This is a genomic window from Bacillus litorisediminis, assembly GCF_022808645.1.
Lineage (GTDB): Bacteria > Bacillota > Bacilli > Bacillales > JC228 > Bacillus_BF > Bacillus_BF litorisediminis.
In genome coordinates this window covers 1-19,033 of the sequence record NZ_JAKZKT010000019.1, presented here as the reverse complement: position 1 = coordinate 19,033, position 19,033 = coordinate 1, and the positions used below count along the sequence as shown (strand labels likewise).

At 37.9% G+C, this 19,033-nt stretch carries 20 protein-coding genes, 1 pseudogene and 1 riboswitch; of the genes and pseudogenes, 7 read left to right on the top strand and 14 right to left on the bottom strand.

Translation table 11 applies throughout. The features are described 5' to 3' along the window. Positions 1 to 11: 11 nt before the first annotated feature. From MLE14_RS22475 to MLE14_RS11340, 7 genes are all read right to left on the bottom strand, one after another. The gene (locus MLE14_RS22475) at positions 12 to 134 is read right to left on the bottom strand and encodes a hypothetical protein (RefSeq protein WP_279326819.1); all 123 of its coding nucleotides are present in this window, start codon (positions 132 to 134) and stop codon (positions 12 to 14) included. 324 nt (positions 135 to 458) lie between these two features. After that, a complete protein-coding gene (locus MLE14_RS11365) occupies positions 459 to 3,095 on the bottom strand; it encodes a carbohydrate binding domain-containing protein (protein WP_243298494.1) in 2,637 nt (878 codons plus the stop codon). Between the two features lie 274 nt (positions 3,096 to 3,369). Beyond that, positions 3,370 to 3,834, bottom strand: a complete 465-nt coding sequence (gene ribH, locus MLE14_RS11360; RefSeq protein WP_243298493.1) for a 6,7-dimethyl-8-ribityllumazine synthase — start codon at positions 3,832 to 3,834, stop codon at positions 3,370 to 3,372. A gap of 6 nt (positions 3,835 to 3,840) precedes the next feature. Beyond that, positions 3,841 to 5,046, bottom strand: coding sequence for a bifunctional 3,4-dihydroxy-2-butanone-4-phosphate synthase/GTP cyclohydrolase II (locus tag MLE14_RS11355; RefSeq protein ID WP_243298492.1), 1,206 nt, complete (start codon positions 5,044 to 5,046; stop codon positions 3,841 to 3,843). Between the two features lie 19 nt (positions 5,047 to 5,065). Next, positions 5,066 to 5,719, bottom strand: coding sequence for a riboflavin synthase (gene ribE / locus MLE14_RS11350; RefSeq protein WP_243298491.1), 654 nt, complete (start codon positions 5,717 to 5,719; stop codon positions 5,066 to 5,068). A gap of 149 nt (positions 5,720 to 5,868) precedes the next feature. Further along, a riboswitch (FMN riboswitch) is annotated at positions 5,869 to 6,009 on the bottom strand. A 58-nt stretch (positions 6,010 to 6,067) separates the two neighbouring features. After that, complete coding sequence (locus MLE14_RS11345; RefSeq protein ID WP_243298490.1) at positions 6,068 to 6,787, bottom strand: hypothetical protein; 720 nt, start codon at positions 6,785 to 6,787, stop codon at positions 6,068 to 6,070. A gap of 306 nt (positions 6,788 to 7,093) precedes the next feature. After that, on the bottom strand, positions 7,094 to 7,435 hold the full coding sequence (locus MLE14_RS11340; protein ID WP_243298489.1) for a nuclear transport factor 2 family protein: 342 nt from the start codon (positions 7,433 to 7,435) through the stop codon (positions 7,094 to 7,096). A 124-nt stretch (positions 7,436 to 7,559) separates the two neighbouring features. Between MLE14_RS11340 and MLE14_RS11335 the strand changes: the two genes are divergently transcribed. From MLE14_RS11335 to MLE14_RS11315, 5 genes and pseudogenes are all read left to right on the top strand, one after another. Continuing rightward, entirely contained in the window at positions 7,560 to 7,760 is a 201-nt protein-coding gene (locus tag MLE14_RS11335) for a hypothetical protein (RefSeq protein ID WP_243298488.1), read from the top strand. A 170-nt stretch (positions 7,761 to 7,930) separates the two neighbouring features. Beyond that, positions 7,931 to 8,710 carry an undecaprenyl-diphosphate phosphatase gene (locus tag MLE14_RS11330; RefSeq protein ID WP_243298487.1) on the top strand — a complete coding sequence of 260 codons (780 nt, stop codon included), beginning with the start codon at positions 7,931 to 7,933 and terminating at the stop codon, positions 8,708 to 8,710. Positions 8,711 to 8,730: 20 nt separating this feature from the next. Continuing rightward, positions 8,731 to 9,320 (top strand): annotated as a pseudogene (locus MLE14_RS11325) (DedA family protein). 69 nt (positions 9,321 to 9,389) lie between these two features. Further along, positions 9,390 to 10,514, top strand: coding sequence for an amidohydrolase (locus tag MLE14_RS11320; RefSeq protein ID WP_243298486.1), 1,125 nt, complete (start codon positions 9,390 to 9,392; stop codon positions 10,512 to 10,514). 258 nt (positions 10,515 to 10,772) lie between these two features. After that, complete coding sequence (locus MLE14_RS11315; protein WP_243298485.1) at positions 10,773 to 11,333, top strand: GNAT family N-acetyltransferase; 561 nt, start codon at positions 10,773 to 10,775, stop codon at positions 11,331 to 11,333. Between the two features lie 56 nt (positions 11,334 to 11,389). Here MLE14_RS11315 and MLE14_RS11310 read toward each other — a convergent pair whose 3' ends face one another. Both MLE14_RS11310 and MLE14_RS11305 read right to left on the bottom strand, forming a co-directional pair. Beyond that, positions 11,390 to 11,545 (bottom strand): DUF2639 domain-containing protein, encoded by a 156-nt coding sequence (locus tag MLE14_RS11310; protein ID WP_243298484.1) that lies wholly within the window; start codon positions 11,543 to 11,545, stop codon positions 11,390 to 11,392. A gap of 100 nt (positions 11,546 to 11,645) precedes the next feature. After that, positions 11,646 to 12,422 (bottom strand): SDR family oxidoreductase, encoded by a 777-nt coding sequence (locus MLE14_RS11305; RefSeq protein ID WP_243298483.1) that lies wholly within the window; start codon positions 12,420 to 12,422, stop codon positions 11,646 to 11,648. Positions 12,423 to 12,595: 173 nt separating this feature from the next. On the opposite strand from MLE14_RS11305, the gene MLE14_RS11300 reads away from it, so the two are divergent. Next, positions 12,596 to 13,078: an Hsp20/alpha crystallin family protein gene (locus tag MLE14_RS11300; RefSeq protein ID WP_243298482.1), complete on the top strand. Its 483-nt coding sequence runs from the start codon at positions 12,596 to 12,598 to the stop codon at positions 13,076 to 13,078. Positions 13,079 to 13,090: 12 nt separating this feature from the next. Here the strand turns inward: MLE14_RS11300 and MLE14_RS11295 are convergent, their stop codons facing one another. Continuing rightward, positions 13,091 to 13,594, bottom strand: coding sequence for a GNAT family N-acetyltransferase (locus MLE14_RS11295; protein WP_243298481.1), 504 nt, complete (start codon positions 13,592 to 13,594; stop codon positions 13,091 to 13,093). A gap of 284 nt (positions 13,595 to 13,878) precedes the next feature. Then, the gene (locus MLE14_RS11290) at positions 13,879 to 14,592 is read right to left on the bottom strand and encodes a CAP domain-containing protein (RefSeq protein ID WP_243298480.1); all 714 of its coding nucleotides are present in this window, start codon (positions 14,590 to 14,592) and stop codon (positions 13,879 to 13,881) included. A 441-nt stretch (positions 14,593 to 15,033) separates the two neighbouring features. Here MLE14_RS11290 and MLE14_RS11285 point away from each other — a divergent pair, with 441 nt between their 5' ends. After that, positions 15,034 to 15,273 carry a DNA alkylation repair protein gene (locus MLE14_RS11285; RefSeq protein ID WP_243298479.1) on the top strand — a complete coding sequence of 80 codons (240 nt, stop codon included), beginning with the start codon at positions 15,034 to 15,036 and terminating at the stop codon, positions 15,271 to 15,273. Positions 15,274 to 15,332: 59 nt separating this feature from the next. Here MLE14_RS11285 and MLE14_RS11280 read toward each other — a convergent pair whose 3' ends face one another. From MLE14_RS11280 to MLE14_RS11270, 3 genes are all read right to left on the bottom strand, one after another. Further along, entirely contained in the window at positions 15,333 to 16,169 is an 837-nt protein-coding gene (locus tag MLE14_RS11280; RefSeq protein ID WP_243298478.1) for a hypothetical protein, read from the bottom strand. A 96-nt stretch (positions 16,170 to 16,265) separates the two neighbouring features. Beyond that, positions 16,266 to 16,658, bottom strand: a complete 393-nt coding sequence (locus tag MLE14_RS11275; RefSeq protein ID WP_243298477.1) for a hypothetical protein — start codon at positions 16,656 to 16,658, stop codon at positions 16,266 to 16,268. 244 nt (positions 16,659 to 16,902) lie between these two features. Beyond that, positions 16,903 to 18,684, bottom strand: a complete 1,782-nt coding sequence (locus MLE14_RS11270; RefSeq protein WP_243298476.1) for an L-lactate permease — start codon at positions 18,682 to 18,684, stop codon at positions 16,903 to 16,905. Positions 18,685 to 19,033 lie beyond the last annotated feature (349 nt).

Here is a 19,033-nt window from a genome sequence, read left to right as displayed (position 1 = left end):
CCCGTTTACGACTAATTATTTTCCTGATTATACCTTTTATGGGACAATTTTACAGGATTTTTTACTTGGTTTTGTCCTTCATCCCCCTTATAAAGGACATTTTCACCGGCTTTTGGGCCTGTTTTGTCCTTCATCCCCCTTATGAAGGACATTCTCACCGGCTTTTTGGCCTGTTTTGTCCTTCATCCCCCTTATGAAGGACATTCTCACCGGCTTTTTGGCCTGTTTTGTCCTTTATTTGCTATATGGCTAACACTCTGAAATTATAGCGTTATGCAAACAAAAACAGACGACTTCGTAATCGCCTGTTCCATTCTTATTCTTATTTTATTTTAAGGATTTAAGCAAATTATCCATTACAATTACAGTTTGTGTAGCTTAAAAGCCTTTATTCAAGCTTTTGCGGACAATATTCTTCAGTATAATTGGCAGTAGTCTGTTTCGTGCAATTTTTTTATCTATTTCACCCTGTTATAAGTAAATGTAATATCATCGAAGTACGCACCATTTGTTGTAAAGTAATTGGAAGCTCCTACGAAGATTCTTGCATATTTTGCACCCTCTGGAGCAGGTACGGTTGCCTGAACCGTTTGCCATTGTTTATGACCGCCTCGAATATGAATAATATTGACTCCATCTGCATCAGAACCCACCTGATTTCCACTATCATCATAGTAGCGGAGGAAGAAACTGACACTTCCATCATCTAAGAAAAGTTTTGCAGAGGCTGTGTATTCAGTCCCTGCTGTAACTGGAATCAAATCAGACTGAGCAAACACAGTTTCAGATTGTGAGGTATCTGCAACTTTCAAGCTATAATGGCCAGAGAAACTTCGCTCAGTACTAGTCTGAAAAGAAACATTCGCTGAAAATTCCCCAAACAATGATGACCAGCCAGGAATCTCTCCATTTTCAACCGATTCTTCAAAGCCGCCATTGACAATCGGAACTTCAACTGTTTCTAGTTCAGGTTCATCTATAACTTCCCCGCCATTAATTACAGGAATCATTTTTAACACAGTTGTATTATGTTCAAGAAAATAAATATTCTCATTGCCATTACTATCCTCTGCAAGTGTCATAAATTCAATTTCTTTTGCTTGATCAATAAGTGTAACATGGTGTAAATTTTGAGAATTTGGATTCACAACTGTTAACTTGCCGCCTAAATCAGTATATAACAATCCGTCACTGCCAAATTCAATATGGACGGGACGCCACATTCCTCTATTTTTTATATTTGGATATATATTTTTGTATTTTACTATTTCATACGTATTCGGATCCATCGCAAATAAAATACCATCCACGGCACCCCATAAAAAACCTTTATCATCAAATGTTAAGCCGCTAATCATTGGCGGGGTATCTAATTCATCCAATGCCAGTTCAAATTCGATAACTTTCTGTTGACCTTTGACATCCCATACAAACATTTTGGCTTTTTCAGCTGTCGGTTCAATATCTAATCCTCCTAGTGTAGAGGTTGAACCATAAATGAATCCATCTTTATACGCTAACCCTACAACACTCTGATCTTGTACGACATTGCGGTAGGTTTCTTTTTCTCCCGTTGCTGGATCATAAATGGTTAAAGAACCACCTAATTTTTTATAATCTGGAATTGTTCCGATTAATAACTTATTATCTTCAAATTTCATAATATACGGACGATCCTGTTCATATGCATCCTTGAGATTAAACAGAGTGTCAATTTTAAGTGTCTCCGTGTTCATCTTTTGAATAACAGCACCCGGGTAAATACCAAAGTACAAATCACTCCCGTTTCCTGCGACCATTCCTTCTGCTTGCCCTTGAGCATAGGAAACAAATTTATTTGTTTTTGGATTATATTGTGCACCCTTAGGTCCTCCGGGATAGGTTGTCATATATAAATTCCCATCTGGACCTTTTCCAAGGTTATGCAGCATTAAAGGTTGGGCTTCCATTACCGTAGGCAAACTTACAGAAGTCCTATTTTCAATATTAGCTGCAAACATTTCGCCACTTCTTTTCAAAGTAACGAATGATAACCCAGGCAAGTCCTCACGCCCTAAGTCTACAAATGCTCCTCCTCTTAGTCCTGCTGGATAATATACTCCCGTTTCTCTTGTTTCAAGTGTATGAATATCAATCTCTAAAATGTGACGATTATTGATTACATACGCTTTATCTCCATTTACGGGAATTTGGGTAAATCCCCATACGCCATAATCATCTGCAGAACCGTCTCCAATTTTTGCTATTTTTTTGTCTGCCCATTGCTGTTTTGTTAAATCATAGAAAAGGAGTGCGTTTTCTACATCACTGTCAAATCTAACGAAAAGATAGTTGCCTATTACATTCATATCGTATGCGAATTTTACTTGTTCAATCGGTTTTCCTATGATATCTGGTACATTTTTTGTAATGTCTTCTTTTTCTTTCGTTTCAGCGTTAATCCGGTATACCTTACCGCTAACGCCTAAACCAGCATAAATATAGCCATCATGAAAGGCTAGAGATCGCACATAACTTCCATCACCGTCATCAATTTTGCCAAAATCAACAAATTCACCTGTTCTTACGTCATATTTATAAATTCTTCCATTCCCTGGAGCAAAAGTTCCTATATAGACATTGCCTTCTTCGTCAACTGTGCTTGTCCACAGCTGATGACCAGAATTTGGGCTACCAATCTCTTCAACCGATTTTGTACTAGGTGAATACTTCCAAAGCGAATGTAAAGAAACAATATAGACTGTACCATCTGGTGCAATGGTGTGTGACCAAACCTGAGTAACACCTTCAAGTTGTTCAGAAAATATAAGTTCGTTTTCTTTTACATCTACTACATTAAACATTCCGCCATTTGCTGTCGTATATACGACATCTTTTCCATCCTCATTACCGAAAACAGCACTAGTTATGACTACATTTGAGGCCGCAACTCCTAAATCCACAACTTCTTTAAAGCCTCTTCCATTTAATTTGGCCATAACCGTTTCTTCTGCTTCTACTTCTGCCTGAACAATTGTATGGAATGTCGAAAGCGAAAATATGAATAGTAAACAAAAAAAACAAAAAACAAACTTACGAAACACTTTTAACCCCATATTACTTTCAGCTCCCCCCAATATTATTTTATAAGATAGAAATATTATAGATTGAAATAATAGTCTTAATTATGTCCTAAATAAAAATAGGATTAGTAGACTATCTGGTTTTAATAAATATGGTTAATAATACCTGGTTTTCAAAAAATTACACAATAATTGGAAGTATTAGATTTCCTTTTATGTATCGTAAAGTTTTTTAAGCGTCTTAGAAGACGTTTACATAAAAAAACAGGCAACCCAAAGGATCGCCTGTTCCACTCTCTTGCTTATTTTATTCAAAGGATTTCAACAAATTCGCCATTTCAATTGCAGTTTGCGCAGCTTCAAAGCCTTTATTTCCAGCTTTTGTTCCAGCTCTTTCAACAGCTTGTTCAATCGTATCTGTGGTCAGTACCCCAAACACGACAGGTACTCCTATTTCTAAACTGACTTTTGCCACTCCTTTAGAAACCTCGCTGCTCACATAGTCAAAGTGAGGTGTAGCTCCGCGAATAACAGTTCCTAGTGTGATGACAGCATCATATTTTTTAGAATCCGCCATTTTTTTAGCGGCCAATGGGATTTCAAATGCACCAGGAACCCATGCAACTGATACTGAGTCATCTTCTACACCAAGACGCTTTAATCCGTCTAATGCTCCATCTAACAGTTTGCTTGTAATAAAATCATTAAATCTTCCCACAACGATACCAATTTTTAAACCTGTGCCAACTAAATGTCCTTCAAATGTATTCATAATGAATCACTCCCCTTGATGAAATTGTAATAAATGTCCAAGCTTATCATGCTTTGTGTGCAAGTATTTTTCGTTCTCTTTTTTGATTGGCATTTGAATTGCTACTCTTTCCACCACTTCAAGCCCATATCCATTCAGTCCCTTTATTTTTCTTGGATTATTGGTCATGATTTTGAGTTGTTGAATACCTAAATCCCGTAAAATTTGGGCACCAATGCCATAGTCACGCAAATCCGGCTTAAATCCAAGCTCTTGATTCGCTTCAACAGTATCAAGGCCTTCTTCCTGCAGCTTATAGGCCTTTAATTTATTGATTAATCCAATGCCGCGGCCTTCTTGGCGCATATACAGTAAGACACCATTTCCGGCAGCTTCAATTTGTTCGAGTGCGGAATGTAATTGCGGTCCGCAATCACACCGATTGGAACCAAAAACGTCACCTGTTAAACATTCTGAATGCACTCTTACCAAGACGGGCTCGTCCCCATTGATTTCACCTTTCACCAGAGCAACATGCTCTTTACCGTCTAACACATTGGTATAGCCAATTGCACGAAAGGTCCCATATATCGTAGGAAGCTGCACCTCTACTTCTCTTTTAATTAAACTGTCATGCTGCAAGCGATAGCTAATCAAATCCTGAATCGTAATTAATTTCAGATTATGCTTTTCCGCAATCTTTTTAAGCTGTGGCACCCTTGCCATTGTGCCATCCTCATTGAGAATTTCACAAATGACGCCAGCTGGCTGTTTTCCCGCTAATCGAGCTAAATCCACAGCGGCTTCCGTATGTCCTGCTCTCCGAAGAACGCCTCCGTTTTTAGCGATTAAAGGAAATACATGACCAGGTCGTTTAAAATCTTTTGGCTGTGAAAAAGGGTCTATCAATTTCTGAATGGTCAAGCTTCTTTCGAATGCGCTAATACCTGTAGTGGTTTCTTGATGATCGACACTGATTGTAAAAGCAGTCCCGTGCAGATCAGTATTGACATCCGTCATAGGCTTCAGCTGCAGCTGACTCGCTCTTTCCTCTGAAATGGGAGTACAAATCAGACCTCTTCCTTCAGTTGCCATAAAGTTAATGACTTCTGGTGTTGCATATTCAGCTACCGCAATAAAGTCTCCCTCATTTTCACGGTCTTCATCATCAACTACAATAATTACTTTACCATTTCTTAAATCTTCTAATGCCGCTTCAATTGTATCGAACAAATGACTCACACCCTTCACTTTAAGACAAGAACCCATGCTGATTCAAAAATGAAAGAGTTATTCCCTTTTTTTCTTTTTGCTGGCTCCTGTTATTTAATAAGCTTGCTATATATTTTGCTAGCATATCAGCTTCCACGTTAATCAGATCTCCTATCTTTTTTCCTCCTAAAATTGTCACATGAGCTGTATGAGGAATTAAAGAAACGGTAATCACATTCCCTTCGATTGAAAAGATCGTTAACGACGTTCCATCTAGTGTTACAGAACCCCGATGGATTAAGAATTGTTCGATATGTTCGGGAACTTGAATATTTAAATAAATCGCGTTACTTCTCTCCGTTCGCCCTACTATAGTCCCCACTCCATCCACGTGACCCGAGACAAAATGACCGCCAAACCTGCCATTCGCTGCCATGGCCCTTTCTATATTAATAGGGGATCCTACCTTTAATTTGGAAAGCGCAGTGTTATGGAACGTTTCAGGCATTACATCTACTGTAAACTGGTCTTTAGTAAAAGAGTTAACGGTTAAACATACACCATTTATCGAATAACTGTCTCCGAGATGGATATCCTCCATTGTTATTTTAGCTTGAATGGTAAGAGTCATCGCTTCTTTACCCTGTTTAATTTCCCGGATCGTTCCTATTTCTTCAACGATGCCAGTAAACATCCAAAACACCTCCTTATGTATACGGGAAAATATAACTTTAGCTTTTCCAAAAATACCTGAAGACATTGTTTCATGTCATAAAAAAACCCCGTTTTTGTCAAAACGGGGCGATTTTGTCCATATTGAAATAAGCGTCTTAACAAACGCTCGTCTTCCTTCTCCCATCCAGACTTTCACTGTCGGCTTCGGATTTTCACCGAATCCACCGTATTAAATACGGGTCACGGACTTAGAGCAAGCGATCGCTCATCACCGCCGGTCGGGAATTGCACCCTGCCCCGAAGGAACCATATCGAATTATACACATCATATCAAAAATAAAATTAAAAAGCATATATTCTGCTTATATTATTTTTGGAGAAGAATATAACCGATCACTAGGAGCAAAATCTCTCTTCTTTCTATATCTGCATCTTCTTTAAATGTGATGGTCGGAGCATTCGCGGGGAATCGTTTTTGCCAAAGAATAGGCATCCACCCTTTTTGAACAAATGCAATCCTTTCTCGTGATTCGGATTCAAAACAAAAATGATGCAAATGGATGGATTTAATGGAGAATGATTCATCTTTTAGGATGACTTTTCCATTATATGCAAAAAATGAAGCTGTATCCCCTTCCATATAAACTGCGATAAGCTTATGTTTATGATTACGAATCGTAAAGGGAGAGGAGGAGAAAAGGCTTTTCTCAATTGAACATACTGGAAAATTCCTTTGATTATATAAGGTAAATACTGATTTTCCCCGGTTCCGTACAGTGTAATGTTTACGTCCTGTTGGATCCATAAAATATACGGTTGTCCCATCTTTCAGTATTACAAAATCGTTTGTTACGCTATTCGCAGAATGATCCCTCTTTTCAGAGGTAGTGTCAAAAGTTCTGTTACGATACACATACGACATGTATCCGCTAATTAAACTTAAGACAAAAAGCGGAGATATAATCCAAATCCCATATGGAATATCCCATATAATACAAATCATAACTACAAACAGGGATAAATGCATCAGCCAGAGGCTTTGTTTCATGTATTGGTTTGTAATGTCTGCATAAATTTCATTCATCATATTGTCGACTCCCAAATAATTTATGTGCCGGTCTGCACTGTTTATGTGCCGGTCTGCGCTGTTTATGTGCCGGTCCTCACTGTTTATGGGCCAGTCTACGCTGTTTATGTGCCGGTCCGCACTGTTTATGGGCCGGTCTACGCTGTTTATTGGCCGGTCTGCACTGTGTGTTCTACTTTAAACCTATGATTTTTATTTGGGTTCTATGAAAAATGAATAGAAAAATAAAAAAATGATAAGCAAGGGAACGACAATAGTCAGAAACATTAAGAAAAAGCATCCGAGAAACCCTCAGATGCTTTTTCGCTATTTTACAAACCAGACTCTTCCAATCTTGTTGCCTTTTATTTCATACATAGCGATGGCTGTAACTTCGATTTCATTTGTTCTTCCTGTAACATACTCATGATCGATCACGATATTTCCTTTTGCCATTCTCGTTAGCAGCTTTGCATGCTGATTTGGATTGTTTTTAAATAATGCTTCATACCTCTCTCTCATCCGCTCTATACCTTTATACATTTGCTTGTTTGTGGGAAATTCCAATACCTCTACATCTTCACTGTATACCGATAAAAACTCCTCCAAATTTTGACTGTTGTAGGCATCTAATTGTTTCTGGGCCAGTTGGATCGCTAATTCTTCCATTTGCATTCCTCATTTCTTTTGGATTCTAAGTGTATATTGTACTATATTTTTTTGGCTTCCCCTTAGCGATCTTACATATTTTTCTCTTTGGACTGCATGCTAATCATCAAGGAGGTGACGCCGTATGGAGCCAAGAAAACCTGGAAGCCCCAATATGAAAGATTTTAACGAACTAAGTGACAGAGTCATTGCAGAGGGAAATAAACAGCCAACGCTGGTTATTAAAACAAATCTGGACCCGGAAAATGCAACAGAGGAAAATCCTTACTTAGAAAATAAATTACCAGATGACCCAAAAGAATTTGAGGACTATTTTAAAGAGTAGATGCTAATCTACTCTATTTTTTTGATGATGTAAGATCCTCTTCTTCCCTACTAGTCCTGATTTCATGTCATGGTATGCCTGCATGCTGAATACATATGAAGTAAAGGTTTGTCCAAAGGAAGACTTACCTCGATTTTTTAGTTTTCCAAATACAAAGCGTGGTGAGATATTTGACAAAAATTGAAGCATTTTTTCTTGGGTTAATCCAAGGATTAACTGAATTTTTGCCTATTTCCAGTACTGGTCATTTATTTCTTGGGAGACAGTTTTTTGGACTTCAGGATGCAGGTCTATTTTTAGATACGATGCTTCACATTGGAACACTTTTAGCCGTCTTAGTTATTTATAAAAATGAAATAGTCACGATTTTAAAAAATCCATTTCATAAGCTATCTTTTTTGCTTGCAGTCGGGACCATTCCAGCCGTCATCGTCGGGCTCTTGTTTGAAGACTATTTTGATGCAATCTCAAAAACTGGAGTCACTTTAGGCTGGGAATTTCTGCTTACAGGTGCCATTCTTTGGTTTTCCGATTCTATCCGGAATGGTTCCAAGAAAATGGAAGACATTAGCGTAAAAGATGCTTTTTTTATTGGTACCTTCCAGGCGGCTGCGATTTTTCCCGCCCTTTCTCGGTCTGGCTTCACAATTGCGGCAGGTTTATGGCGAAAACTCGATCGGGAAACCGCTGCATATTTCTCCTTTTTCCTTTCCATTCCCGCAATCTTTGGGGGGATATTGCTACAAAGCAAAGAATTATTTACAGGTACCATTAACACTGTTTCTTTGTCCAGTCTTTTAGTTGGCACAATCAGTTCCGCTTTGTTCGGATACTTAGCCATTATGACGATGCTGCATATTTTAAAGAAAAAATCTTTAAAAATCTTTGCTGTGTATGTGTGGATACTTGGCGGTCTTGTCCTTGCATTACAATCCCTTGGCATTATGTAATATAAGAGGTGTAATCATTAATGGAATGGGTTCATGAATTATTTGATCTACTACAATCATTTGGCTTTTGGGGAATTTTGCTTGGGCTAATGGTCGAGGTAATCCCAAGTGAGGTTGTTTTAAGTTATGGAGGCTATCTCGTTTATACGAATCATCTCTCTTTTTTGGATGCGATGATTGCAGGCATTTTTGGAGGCACGATTGCCCAGGTTTTCCTCTACTGGATCGGTTTGTACGGTGGGAGACCTTTTATCGAACGATTTGGCAAATGGATTTTAATTTCTCCTCATCATCTTTCGAAATCAGAAAAATGGTTTAACGAGTACGGACCAACGGTTATTTTTTTGCACGTTTTATTCCAGTTGTTCGTCATGCGATTTCAATTCCGGCAGGCATTGGGAAAATGCATTTTTCAACCTTTCTCACCTATACGATGGCAGCAATGATTCCTTGGACTTTTCTATTCCTTTTGCTTGGTATGAGTCTTGGAGATAATTGGGCTTCGATTGAAAATCTGGCAGGAAGATATATGAAACATCTCATTGTCTTTGCCCTATGTTCTCTATTGCTTTATTTTTTTATAAAAAAAAGAGCTCATCGGAAAAAATGATAGTGGCAACCTAATGGTCTCATGCTACAATAGGCTAAACTATTTGATTTTTACCTGTAAGGAGAAAGCATGAGTACACTATTAATAAAAAATGTTACTTTAATCCCTGTTACGTCTCATACAAAGCTTAATCAGGATGTACTGATTCAGGATGGAAAAATAAAAGAGATTGGTGAAAACTTAACTCCTCCTCTTTCCGTTACGATTATCGATGGAACCGGACAATATTTACTTCCAGGCTTTATCGATGTTCACACCCACTTAGGTCTGTATGACGAAGGAACAGGCTGGGCTGGTAATGATGCGAATGAAACGATAGAACCAATCACTCCCCATATTCGTGCTAAGGATGGTGTCTACCCCCTCGATCCCGCATTTACTGATTCAATTCGCTATGGCATTACAACAGCCCATGTTATGCCAGGGAGTGCAAATGTGATTGGCGGAACGACCTCAGTAATAAAAACGGCAGGGAAACATATCGAGAAAATGATTGTGAAGGATATCGCTGGTCTAAAGATAGCTTTAGGAGAAAATCCGAAACGAATGCATTCTCAGGGCAATAAAGAATCTATTACCCGCATGGGAATCATGGGAATGCTTAGAGAGGCGTTTTATAAAGCCATGACAGAAGGAAACCCTGAGGATTTACGAACAGCACCAATTTTAATGGCGTTAAATCGGGAAATCCCAGTTCGAATTCATGCACACCGCGCTGATGATATCATTTCAGCAGTTCGATTTGCTGAGGAATTCAATCTTGATTTGCGGATTGAACATTGTACAGAGGGCCATCTCGTTGTGGAAGAACTGCCCGTTGGTTTAAAGGTTTCAGTTGGTCCCACAATGACTCGACGCTCTAAAGTTGAATTAAAAAATAAAAGCTGGTATACGTACCAATCCCTGTACGAAAGAGGAATCGAAGTTTCTATTACAACGGATCATCCATATACTCCCATTCAATATTTAAATGTATGTGCTGCATTAGCTGTTCGGGAAGGTTTGTCAGTACAAAGAGCATTAGAAGGAATTACGATATTGCCAGCTAAGAATTTACAAATAGAAGATCGTGTAGGAAGTATTGAAATAGGCAAAGATGCTGATGTTGTTCTATGGGATGATCACCCGTTTTCCTTCTTAGCAAAACCTAGCATGACGATTATAAATGGTGAAATTGTGTTTAAAACTGTTTAATCGACAGGGTTCAACATTTTGTCAAAAGTTTTTACGAAATATTAACGTTTTCCCTATTTTCAACGGCTAAAAAATCCTGTATGATACAAAAGAAAATGTTAGTCAATTGAAAATGAGCACTAGGGAAGGCAAATGGTGAGCCACCAGTTAAACTGGTTCTAGTGGGTTCGATTCCCACCCCGAAATTTTGCATTTTAAAATTTCGAGGGTGGTTACACGTACGTGGAGTATGCCCTCGGTTAAAGGAGGGTATTTTTTATGCTTAAAAAACGTGATCTGCACGATTCTCATACACTCTTTGATCTAATGACTCATCCGGACGTTTTTCCGTTTGTCCGGCAGAAGGCATACTCCTATGAGGAATACCTGTTTTTGACCAAACAAACGATTGAAGCGGAAGAGCAAGGAAAAATGATTTCACGGACCATTACTGACGAATGGGGCAGTCCAATTGGAACCATTAACTTGTTTGACATAAATGAAAACACAGGATTTCTGGGAACTTGGATTGGTAAACCGTATCATGGTAAAGGATATAATAAACTGGCAAAAGATGCTTTTTTTAACGAATTATTTTTAGAATTAGGTATAGAAACAGTTTTCATGAGAATCCGAAAAGAAAATGTACGTTCCAAAAGAGCTGCGGAGAAATTGCCGTATTGCATCAAAGCAAACGAGATTAGACCATTTGTTTATCGCCAACTCAACCCAAATCCAGATGAAGAGATTTATGATCTCTATGAAATTCCTAAAGATTTGTTCTTATTCCACTTAAAACGGATAGAACTGGACGAGGATATGTCCGCCATGGAAGCATAAAAACAGGCTCTCCCTTGTGAGCAGCCTGTTTTTCTATTAGTAAAATAACAAAAAAGCTATTCCTGTTTATTTTGTGCGGTTACCTGCAAATATAAATTACGCACGACAAAAGTTTTATATAATTCTAATTTCTTTTTTTCAGTAGGGTGATAATAGATCCCTTTTTCCTTTAATTGCTGAATATACCATCCTTTTGTTCCAATGTAAGCCATAATCTTTCCCCCTTCTATACTTTAATTTCAATGTATGCTAGAAAGGGAATCATAGAACAATGGTGACTAAAAACTTATAAGTTTTCGCTATTTACACTCATTATTTACTTTCTTTACTAGATTTAGATAAAACATCCTGCCCACCGTTTATATGGAAAATGGATCCTGTAATAAAATCTGATTTTTCATCACATAGGAATGTAACCATTCTCGCGATATCTTCACCTGTACCAGGACGTCCAACCGGTTTCTCGGGATCATAAAAGTCAATTGCATCCTCAATTTTTCTTTCTTTCCATTCTTTCGTTATATCTCCAGGACATATCATATTGGCTGTTATTCCATTTTCGGCTTCTTCCAAGGCAATAGACCTTGTCAAGGATGCTAACCCCGATTTAGCAGCAGCAAAAGCAGAACGGTACATCCATCCTGGGGCTGTCTCAACTTTGTCAAAACCAAACGTAATGATTCGCCCTTTATTTTTTCTTAATACAGGGATTAATTCTTTTAAAATATAAAAGGCAGAAGAAAGGTTTCCGTTCAATAGCTCAAACCATTCACTCTCTGTATATTCAGCAAATTGCTTTCGGTCAGCAATATAAGGTCCCGCATTTAAGATAACAGCTGATAAATTGGGCACATGTTCTCTAATATACTTACTTACCTTTAAGCAATCATCCATTATAGACATATTTCCTTTGATTAAGGTTACAGCAATCTCGTATGTATCTTGTACGTACTCAACCCATTCTTTTGTTTCTATATATTCGGTTCGGTAATTAAGATATAAATCATACCCGACAGCAGCTAATGCCTCTGCTGAACGTTTCCCTAAGCCTTTCGTTCCTCCTGTAATAAAAGCTGCTTTTCTTTCCATACATCCACTCCTTATCCCTTTGTCCTTTTATAGTAATACCGATTCCTTTACATTTCAAATAACAACCGGCTTAGCCATTTATGTCCCCTATTAACAGTTCAAATTAAAAAGCATACGATATTAATACAGATTTAACGTAATTATATACACTTGAGTTAAAAGGAGGGAAGATGATGTTTCCTTGGAATTGGAAAATGCCATTTGGAAAGCAAAATGAGCACTCAATAGGGGGATCCTTTAGTCCAGAACATTTTCAAAAATATGTCGACCAAATGATGAACCAAATGTTTCCGCCACAAATTAAAGAAATGATGAGCAATCCATCTTCATGGAGTCATCGATTCAATCAACATCAAGGAGCAGCTGATTATTCTGCATCTCCTTTTTCAGAAAAGGTATTTGAAACGCATGATGATGTATTTATCCGCTTGACTATAGAAGATAAAAGCTGGCTTCATCAAATGAAAATTAGTTATACCCGAAATCAATGCATGATCATGGATGCTCCTGCAGAAGGGGATACCTGGACGATTCCACTTCCATCGCTTGTCCGAAAAAAAGGAGCGAAAACAGTCTTTAAGGATAACATCCTCGAGATCAAACTCCCTAAAAGTGTTGAATGGCAAGAAACAGAGATTGAACTCCCTCCCTATTAATTCTGTCATACATCAGGAATGTAAAATTTTATCATAACAATAAAAAGGCTCTATCTTACCATACAAATAAATTTCTCCTCTTTTTTCGTAACCCAGTTTTTCAAAAAGCATTTGAGCTTTTTGATTAAGCGAATAGGTGTCTACCTTCATATAAAACACATTGTTCTTGATTGCTATACTCTCAGCAAATGATATTAATTTGGAAGCTACTCCTTCTCCCCTCGTATCAGGATCTACTGCTAACCGGTGAAAAAGGTAAGCTTCCCCTGCCCTCCTCCATTTTACTAAAGAATACTCTTCGGGCTCTTCCTGATCAATCGTAATACATCCCACAATTTTTTCATGGAGAATTGCTACATATAAGTTATCTTTTCTTAAATCTGATTGAAAATCATCTTTAGCGGGGTATTCACCCGTCCATTGATCATTCTGATTTTTTTCCATAAGCTTAACGGTAATCTCAATCATCGACATAATGGCCTGAAGATCATCACGGTTTGCTTTGCGGATAAGCATGTCATTAGCACCTCTGTTTTCGTCATATAGAATTAGTATGATGTAAAAAAATCCGAAAAATGTAAAGAAAACTAGGCAAGCGCCAAGCCTATAGTCACACGCCTGGTTACATTATCATGCTCGATACGCAACATCCTGTGGCCTCGCATGACTTATGTCTCCATGCCCCTCGTGCTTGATTGCTAAAAGTTTTGACTACGTCGATTTCACAGCATTGCTAAAATTTTGTACTCCTAAAGTAAAAAAACCTCAGGGAAAGCCCCTGAGGTTTAAGATCATTCCTATTATTTTCCGATAAACATTTGAGTCCAGTAGTTACCGTTTGCTACATAACCTACGCCAATATGAGTAAAGCTGGAATTTAGAATATTTGCACGGTGTCCGGCACTGTTCATCCAAGCTTGTACAACTTCCTCTGGAGAACGTTGACCCATTGCAATATTTTCACCTGCTGAATTGTATTGAATACCATAGCTTCTCATCATATCAAATGGAGATCCGTAAGTTGGACTGTTGTGAGAGAAATAACCTTTTTGCTGCATATCTAGAGATTTGTCTCTAGCTACTTTACTTAGGTTTTCATCTAATTGAAGTGGTGCAAGTCCTGCTTTTGCACGTTCTTGGTTTGTTAATTCAACTACTTGTTTTTCAAATTCTGAAACACTTGCTGCAGTATTTGTAGTTGTTTGTTTTGCTGGTTGTTGTTGCGCAGCTGGCTTTTGTGCTGGTGCAGGAGCTTGAGCTTTAGGCTGTGCTTGAGTTGGAGCCTGTGTAGTAGGCTGATTAGTTGGCACAAAACCATTAAATTGGTTCCATTGGACACCATACTTGTTTAATAGATTTTGAATATATGAGTTTGCTTCATTTATATTGTTAAACTGTTGAGTGTACACCTTAGATTGAACTTTTACTTCAGCAGCATCTGCTGTTGTGGTTGCTGCTCCAGAAAAAATAAGAGTAGCTGCTGCAGCTGCAGAAATAATCCATGACTTTTTCATGAGTTTGCCTCCTTGAAATTTTTTTCGCGTTTCGCTTACAACAACATCATACCATCCGTTTTTTGTAATAATTTTGGACGATGCTTCCAATTTCGCAAAAAAACCTGTAAACCTACAAAATTCTGCTGAAAATAATAAGCACAAATCCTATTAATCTATGTATCTCTTGGGATAAGCAGTCAACTGGTAAAAAAATCAAAATCCCCCAAATCATTCACCAGTTGGTTATGAATTATATGATTGGAATAAACTTGGGCAAAATATTAGCTTGACACTCTTTAAAAACAGCCCCTATTGTTACAGACGTTACATGCAAATATCAATTATTGCTGTATTTATTACTATGTAATCATACATTTTTACCTTTACTTATAAAAATTTACATATATACGCCGACTCTTCAAATACTAATCATTAAACTAATAAGGGAGGTATGCATTTATGGCAGCACCATATCGTTGCCCAAACTGTAAAACCAATCGAACTAGGTTTAATATTATTCAGCAACATGCAGAACCGGTAAAATTAGACCCGCAAACAGGTGATGTTGTACAGCGGTATACAAACGAAGAACTGGAACCATTCCATCTTGCCTATCGGGGACCTGATGTAAAGGTTCAATGTGCCGCTTGTGGACTAGTGGAGGATGAACGAATGTTCATTAAATTTGGAGAATCTTAGGCTGAGCATACGATGCCCAGCCTTTTTTCTTGCTTAGAAAATCAATGAAGGCTGGTAGCTTAATACACACCATCAGTCAGCCATTCTGAATCTACCTTCCACCCCTTAATAGGTGAAAGCTTAACAAGAAACAGCTCATTATCATATACCTTCCTGCCGATATCCCTATGAATCCACTCATATTCAACGGGAACCTCTATATAGATAGATGAAGGGTGATCCTTACTTATGGAGAATCTTCTTAAGCTAATCGTATTCATTTCATCCCAGACTGTATCCCAATTTATTTTTTGTCCTGGGATCAACACCGACTCCACTATCTTAGCATCGTGCTGTTTTAGGCCTGCAAAAAAAATATCAACAACCTCTTCAGGCTCTGCCTCAGACACATATTGATCTAATTTCCCAGCAGCTTTTAAAATCATCAGCTGGTGGGATAAATCTGTATCATGAGACCTGTGGGTCTTACTGCCAAAAAAATGTATGCAAAAATGGCCCGGAAATCCGTTTTTTAAAGCACCAGCTCCATGTGGCATCCCATGCATAGAAGCCGCAATCCACTCATCATTAACCGCAACAAGAATCGCCCTTCTCCTCCAGCTCCATTCCCCGTTATAGATGTCTTTCATTATTTTCGTATCTCTATGACTGATTGGCTGAACATCAGCATGATAATGGCCAGCTCTGCGTTGAACCATAAAACTTTGTCCAGTTTCGAAATCGACAACCTTAAAGGTTGAATACTTGGGAAGTAATTTATTGACTTCGTCCCACCTTAACATTTCAATCTGTAAGGAAAGAATTGAATCTGGATCGGGCTTCACATTTGCTTTACAAATAGAAAATGATAAAAAAAATATAATGTACATCACAAATAAAGCAAGCAATTTTTTCACACTTCATCTCTCCTCGAGATTTGATGCAGTTAGTCTAACCACTTTAATGTACATCATACTGTGAAAAATATAGCATTGACGAAGCATCCGAAAAATCTAATAGCTTTCTTTTAAATCATGGATCATTTCTTGAATAATCTCCCTAATATTCTGCTCAATCTTTTCCGCAGTGTTTTCAGTGATAAAGCCAACTAGATTAAACCATTCTTCTTTGCATTTCCAAATTGATACAACGGAATTGGTAAAATACTCATTATTCTTTTCAATTCCGATTTCGATAAAGGAATGATAATCTTTTGAAAACAATTGATCTTGGCTGACTTCAAAATGCTTTCGTGTTCGTACAAGTTCAATGTTTAATGTCACACCTAATTGTGAAAATGTATGATTGTATTCATTTACTAATTTTTTACATATTCGTTCACATTCAGATTCAAGACTTTGAACTTTGGTTCGCATAGTTTCATTTAATTGTAAGATTGGTTTCATGATGGGTCACCTCAATTAATACAAAAAAACATTTTATTCCAAATTACCCTTTAAATCAATTGATTCGACCTGACTGCTTCTCAATAATTTCCAATCTCCTACTAAAAACTAATTACCTATTGCTAATTTTGATCTAGCAGCGAATAAAAAAACGCATGGATGTCAGCATCACATTCCATACGTTCAAAAAAAACGTGAAATTTTGATTTATTTAATTCCTATGATGTACTTTAATGTTAGCTGTTTATTTAACTTCTACTGATTTCGTATCAGCAATAAGAAGCGCACGCTTATGATTCGTTGCTACAATATAAATTGCTGCTCCAATGATCACTAAAGCTATAAACGATCCAAGATTGAAGATTCCCTTTTGCGAAAACCATACAATCGAATATCCGATTGATCCGGCAAATAAGGCATAATATGTGAATGGGAATAAAGTTTTTCGAATGACTGCTCCTTCTTTCCCTACTAAACCTACTACTGCAGAGGCTGCAACAACATTGTGAACACAAATCATGTTTCCAGCGGCCCCTCCTACTGCCTGAAGAGCGACTACCCATGTAGGATCTACTCCGATTTGTGAACCAACATTATACTGGAATAATGAGAACATCATATTACTGACTGTATTGCTTCCCGCAATAAAAGCACCCAGACCGCCAATAAATGTTGCAATCAATGGCCAAAGCTCTCCTGTTAAAGCAGCTACACCGTTAGCTAATTCAATTGGCATCCGCTCATAACCAGCTGCTCCGCCGCCTGTATTTAAGAACACTTGAACCATTGGCACTGTAAATACTAGTGCTGTTGAAGCAGCCACAACGGTTTTTCCAGATTGAGCCCAAGCTCGCTTGTATGCGCTCCCACTCATTCCATGAATAAAGAACGTAATGAGTGAAACGACAATAAAAATGGTTCCTGGTAAATATAATGGCTGGAAACTTGCAGTAATTCCTGTACCAAACATTTCATTAAATGAAACTGTCCACGATTGAAGCCAGCCCATAATAGGAAGCGCTTCCAATCTTGACAATACAAGGAATAATCCGACCAATACATACGGTATCCATGCCCGAATCATACTCATACTGCCGCTTTTGTGGGCAATGTCTTTAATTTCAAGTCTGCCAACCCATTCCGGGTCCCATTTTGATTTTTCATCAAAATCCCACACTTCGTCCTTAGGAGGCATTAAGAATCCTTTTTTGGCTGCAGTAACAACGATTGCAAGACCGATTAAGCCGCCTAGCATGGATGGAAACTCTGGCCCCAGCAGATTCGCCACAATAATATATGGAATTGTCATGGCAAAGGAAGCGAATAACGCAAATTTCCAAACCTTAATTCCTTCGGTAAATGATTTATTTTTTCCAAAGAATCTCGTCATTAATGCCACCACAAAAAGCGGTACAAGTGTACCTGCAAGCATATGTAGTAGTGCAACCTTTGTTCCAATCATGGTTACTAATGAAAGGAAGTTATCTGTAATGCTTGGATCAGCAGTCAATCCTGATTGAACTCCTAAAAGAATGGGTGTGCCTACTGCTCCAAATGAAACTGGTGTACTTTGAATCACCATTCCAGCTACAACGGCTGCCATCGCAGGGAACCCTAATCCGACTAATAATGGCACAGCTACGGCAGCTGGCGTTCCGAAGCCAGCAGCACCTTCAATAAATGATCCGAACAGCCAAGCTACAATTATAACTTGAATTCTTCTATCCTCCGAGATATCTGTAAATCCCTGGCGAATGGTTTTAATACCGCCACTTTCCTGCAGGGTGTTCAATAAAAGGATCGCGCCAAAAATAATGTATAGCAGTGTCGCTGCTACAACTAGGCCATTAACTGATGCTGCTGCTACATTAGCCATTGGTACCTTCCAAACAAACAATGCCAGTGCAATAGCCACTATATAAGATATTGGCATAGCTTTACTAGCTGGCCATTTAAGACCTACTAAGAAAATAGCCACTACTAAGATCGGAAGAAGTGATAAGAAAGCTAACATTCCAGTACTCATAAGACATTTTCTCCTTTCTGTTTCGTATGACAAAACAACGTTTCTGTTTTATTGCAGGATAAGCAACAATTTTTAAAAGGCTGATGAGCATTTTTTCTCAAAGTTACTTAATCCTACCTAATATTATACAAGGTTTCAATCCATTTTCAATAATCTTTAGAAAATTATAAATAATGAAAAATAAATAAAAAATATGTTCTTTTTAATAAAAAAAAGAACATATCAGATTGAAGACAAAAGGCATTTGGGAATGTTTTTATTCCCAAATGCCTTTATGATTTTAAGAATTTTTCTCAGAATCCATCTTAGAAATGAGTGTGATTTGTCTATTATTCTTATTCTTTATGCC

Excerpts from the sequence above, each read along its gene's own strand:
- MLE14_RS22475 (WP_279326819.1), bottom strand. The coding sequence starts at position 134 with ATGAAGGACAAAACAGGCCCAAAAGCCGGTGAAAATGTCCTTTATAAG.
- MLE14_RS11365 (WP_243298494.1), bottom strand. The coding sequence starts at position 3,095 with ATGGGGTTAAAAGTGTTTCGTAAGTTTGTTTTTTGTTTTTTTTGTTTA.
- ribH (WP_243298493.1), bottom strand. The coding sequence starts at position 3,834 with ATGAATACATTTGAAGGACATTTAGTTGGCACAGGTTTAAAAATTGGT.
- ribE (WP_243298491.1), bottom strand. The coding sequence starts at position 5,719 with ATGTTTACTGGCATCGTTGAAGAAATAGGAACGATCCGGGAAATTAAA.
- MLE14_RS11345 (WP_243298490.1), bottom strand. The coding sequence starts at position 6,787 with ATGATGAATGAAATTTATGCAGACATTACAAACCAATACATGAAACAA.
- MLE14_RS11340 (WP_243298489.1), bottom strand. The coding sequence starts at position 7,435 with ATGGAAGAATTAGCGATCCAACTGGCCCAGAAACAATTAGATGCCTAC.
- MLE14_RS11335 (WP_243298488.1), top strand. The coding sequence starts at position 7,560 with ATGGAGCCAAGAAAACCTGGAAGCCCCAATATGAAAGATTTTAACGAA.
- MLE14_RS11320 (WP_243298486.1), top strand. The coding sequence starts at position 9,390 with ATGAGTACACTATTAATAAAAAATGTTACTTTAATCCCTGTTACGTCT.
- MLE14_RS11315 (WP_243298485.1), top strand. The coding sequence starts at position 10,773 with ATGCTTAAAAAACGTGATCTGCACGATTCTCATACACTCTTTGATCTA.
- MLE14_RS11310 (WP_243298484.1), bottom strand. The coding sequence starts at position 11,545 with ATGGCTTACATTGGAACAAAAGGATGGTATATTCAGCAATTAAAGGAA.
- MLE14_RS11305 (WP_243298483.1), bottom strand. The coding sequence starts at position 12,422 with ATGGAAAGAAAAGCAGCTTTTATTACAGGAGGAACGAAAGGCTTAGGG.
- MLE14_RS11300 (WP_243298482.1), top strand. The coding sequence starts at position 12,596 with ATGTTTCCTTGGAATTGGAAAATGCCATTTGGAAAGCAAAATGAGCAC.
- MLE14_RS11295 (WP_243298481.1), bottom strand. The coding sequence starts at position 13,594 with ATGCTTATCCGCAAAGCAAACCGTGATGATCTTCAGGCCATTATGTCG.
- MLE14_RS11290 (WP_243298480.1), bottom strand. The coding sequence starts at position 14,592 with ATGAAAAAGTCATGGATTATTTCTGCAGCTGCAGCAGCTACTCTTATT.
- MLE14_RS11285 (WP_243298479.1), top strand. The coding sequence starts at position 15,034 with ATGGCAGCACCATATCGTTGCCCAAACTGTAAAACCAATCGAACTAGG.
- MLE14_RS11275 (WP_243298477.1), bottom strand. The coding sequence starts at position 16,658 with ATGAAACCAATCTTACAATTAAATGAAACTATGCGAACCAAAGTTCAA.
- MLE14_RS11270 (WP_243298476.1), bottom strand. The coding sequence starts at position 18,684 with ATGAGTACTGGAATGTTAGCTTTCTTATCACTTCTTCCGATCTTAGTA.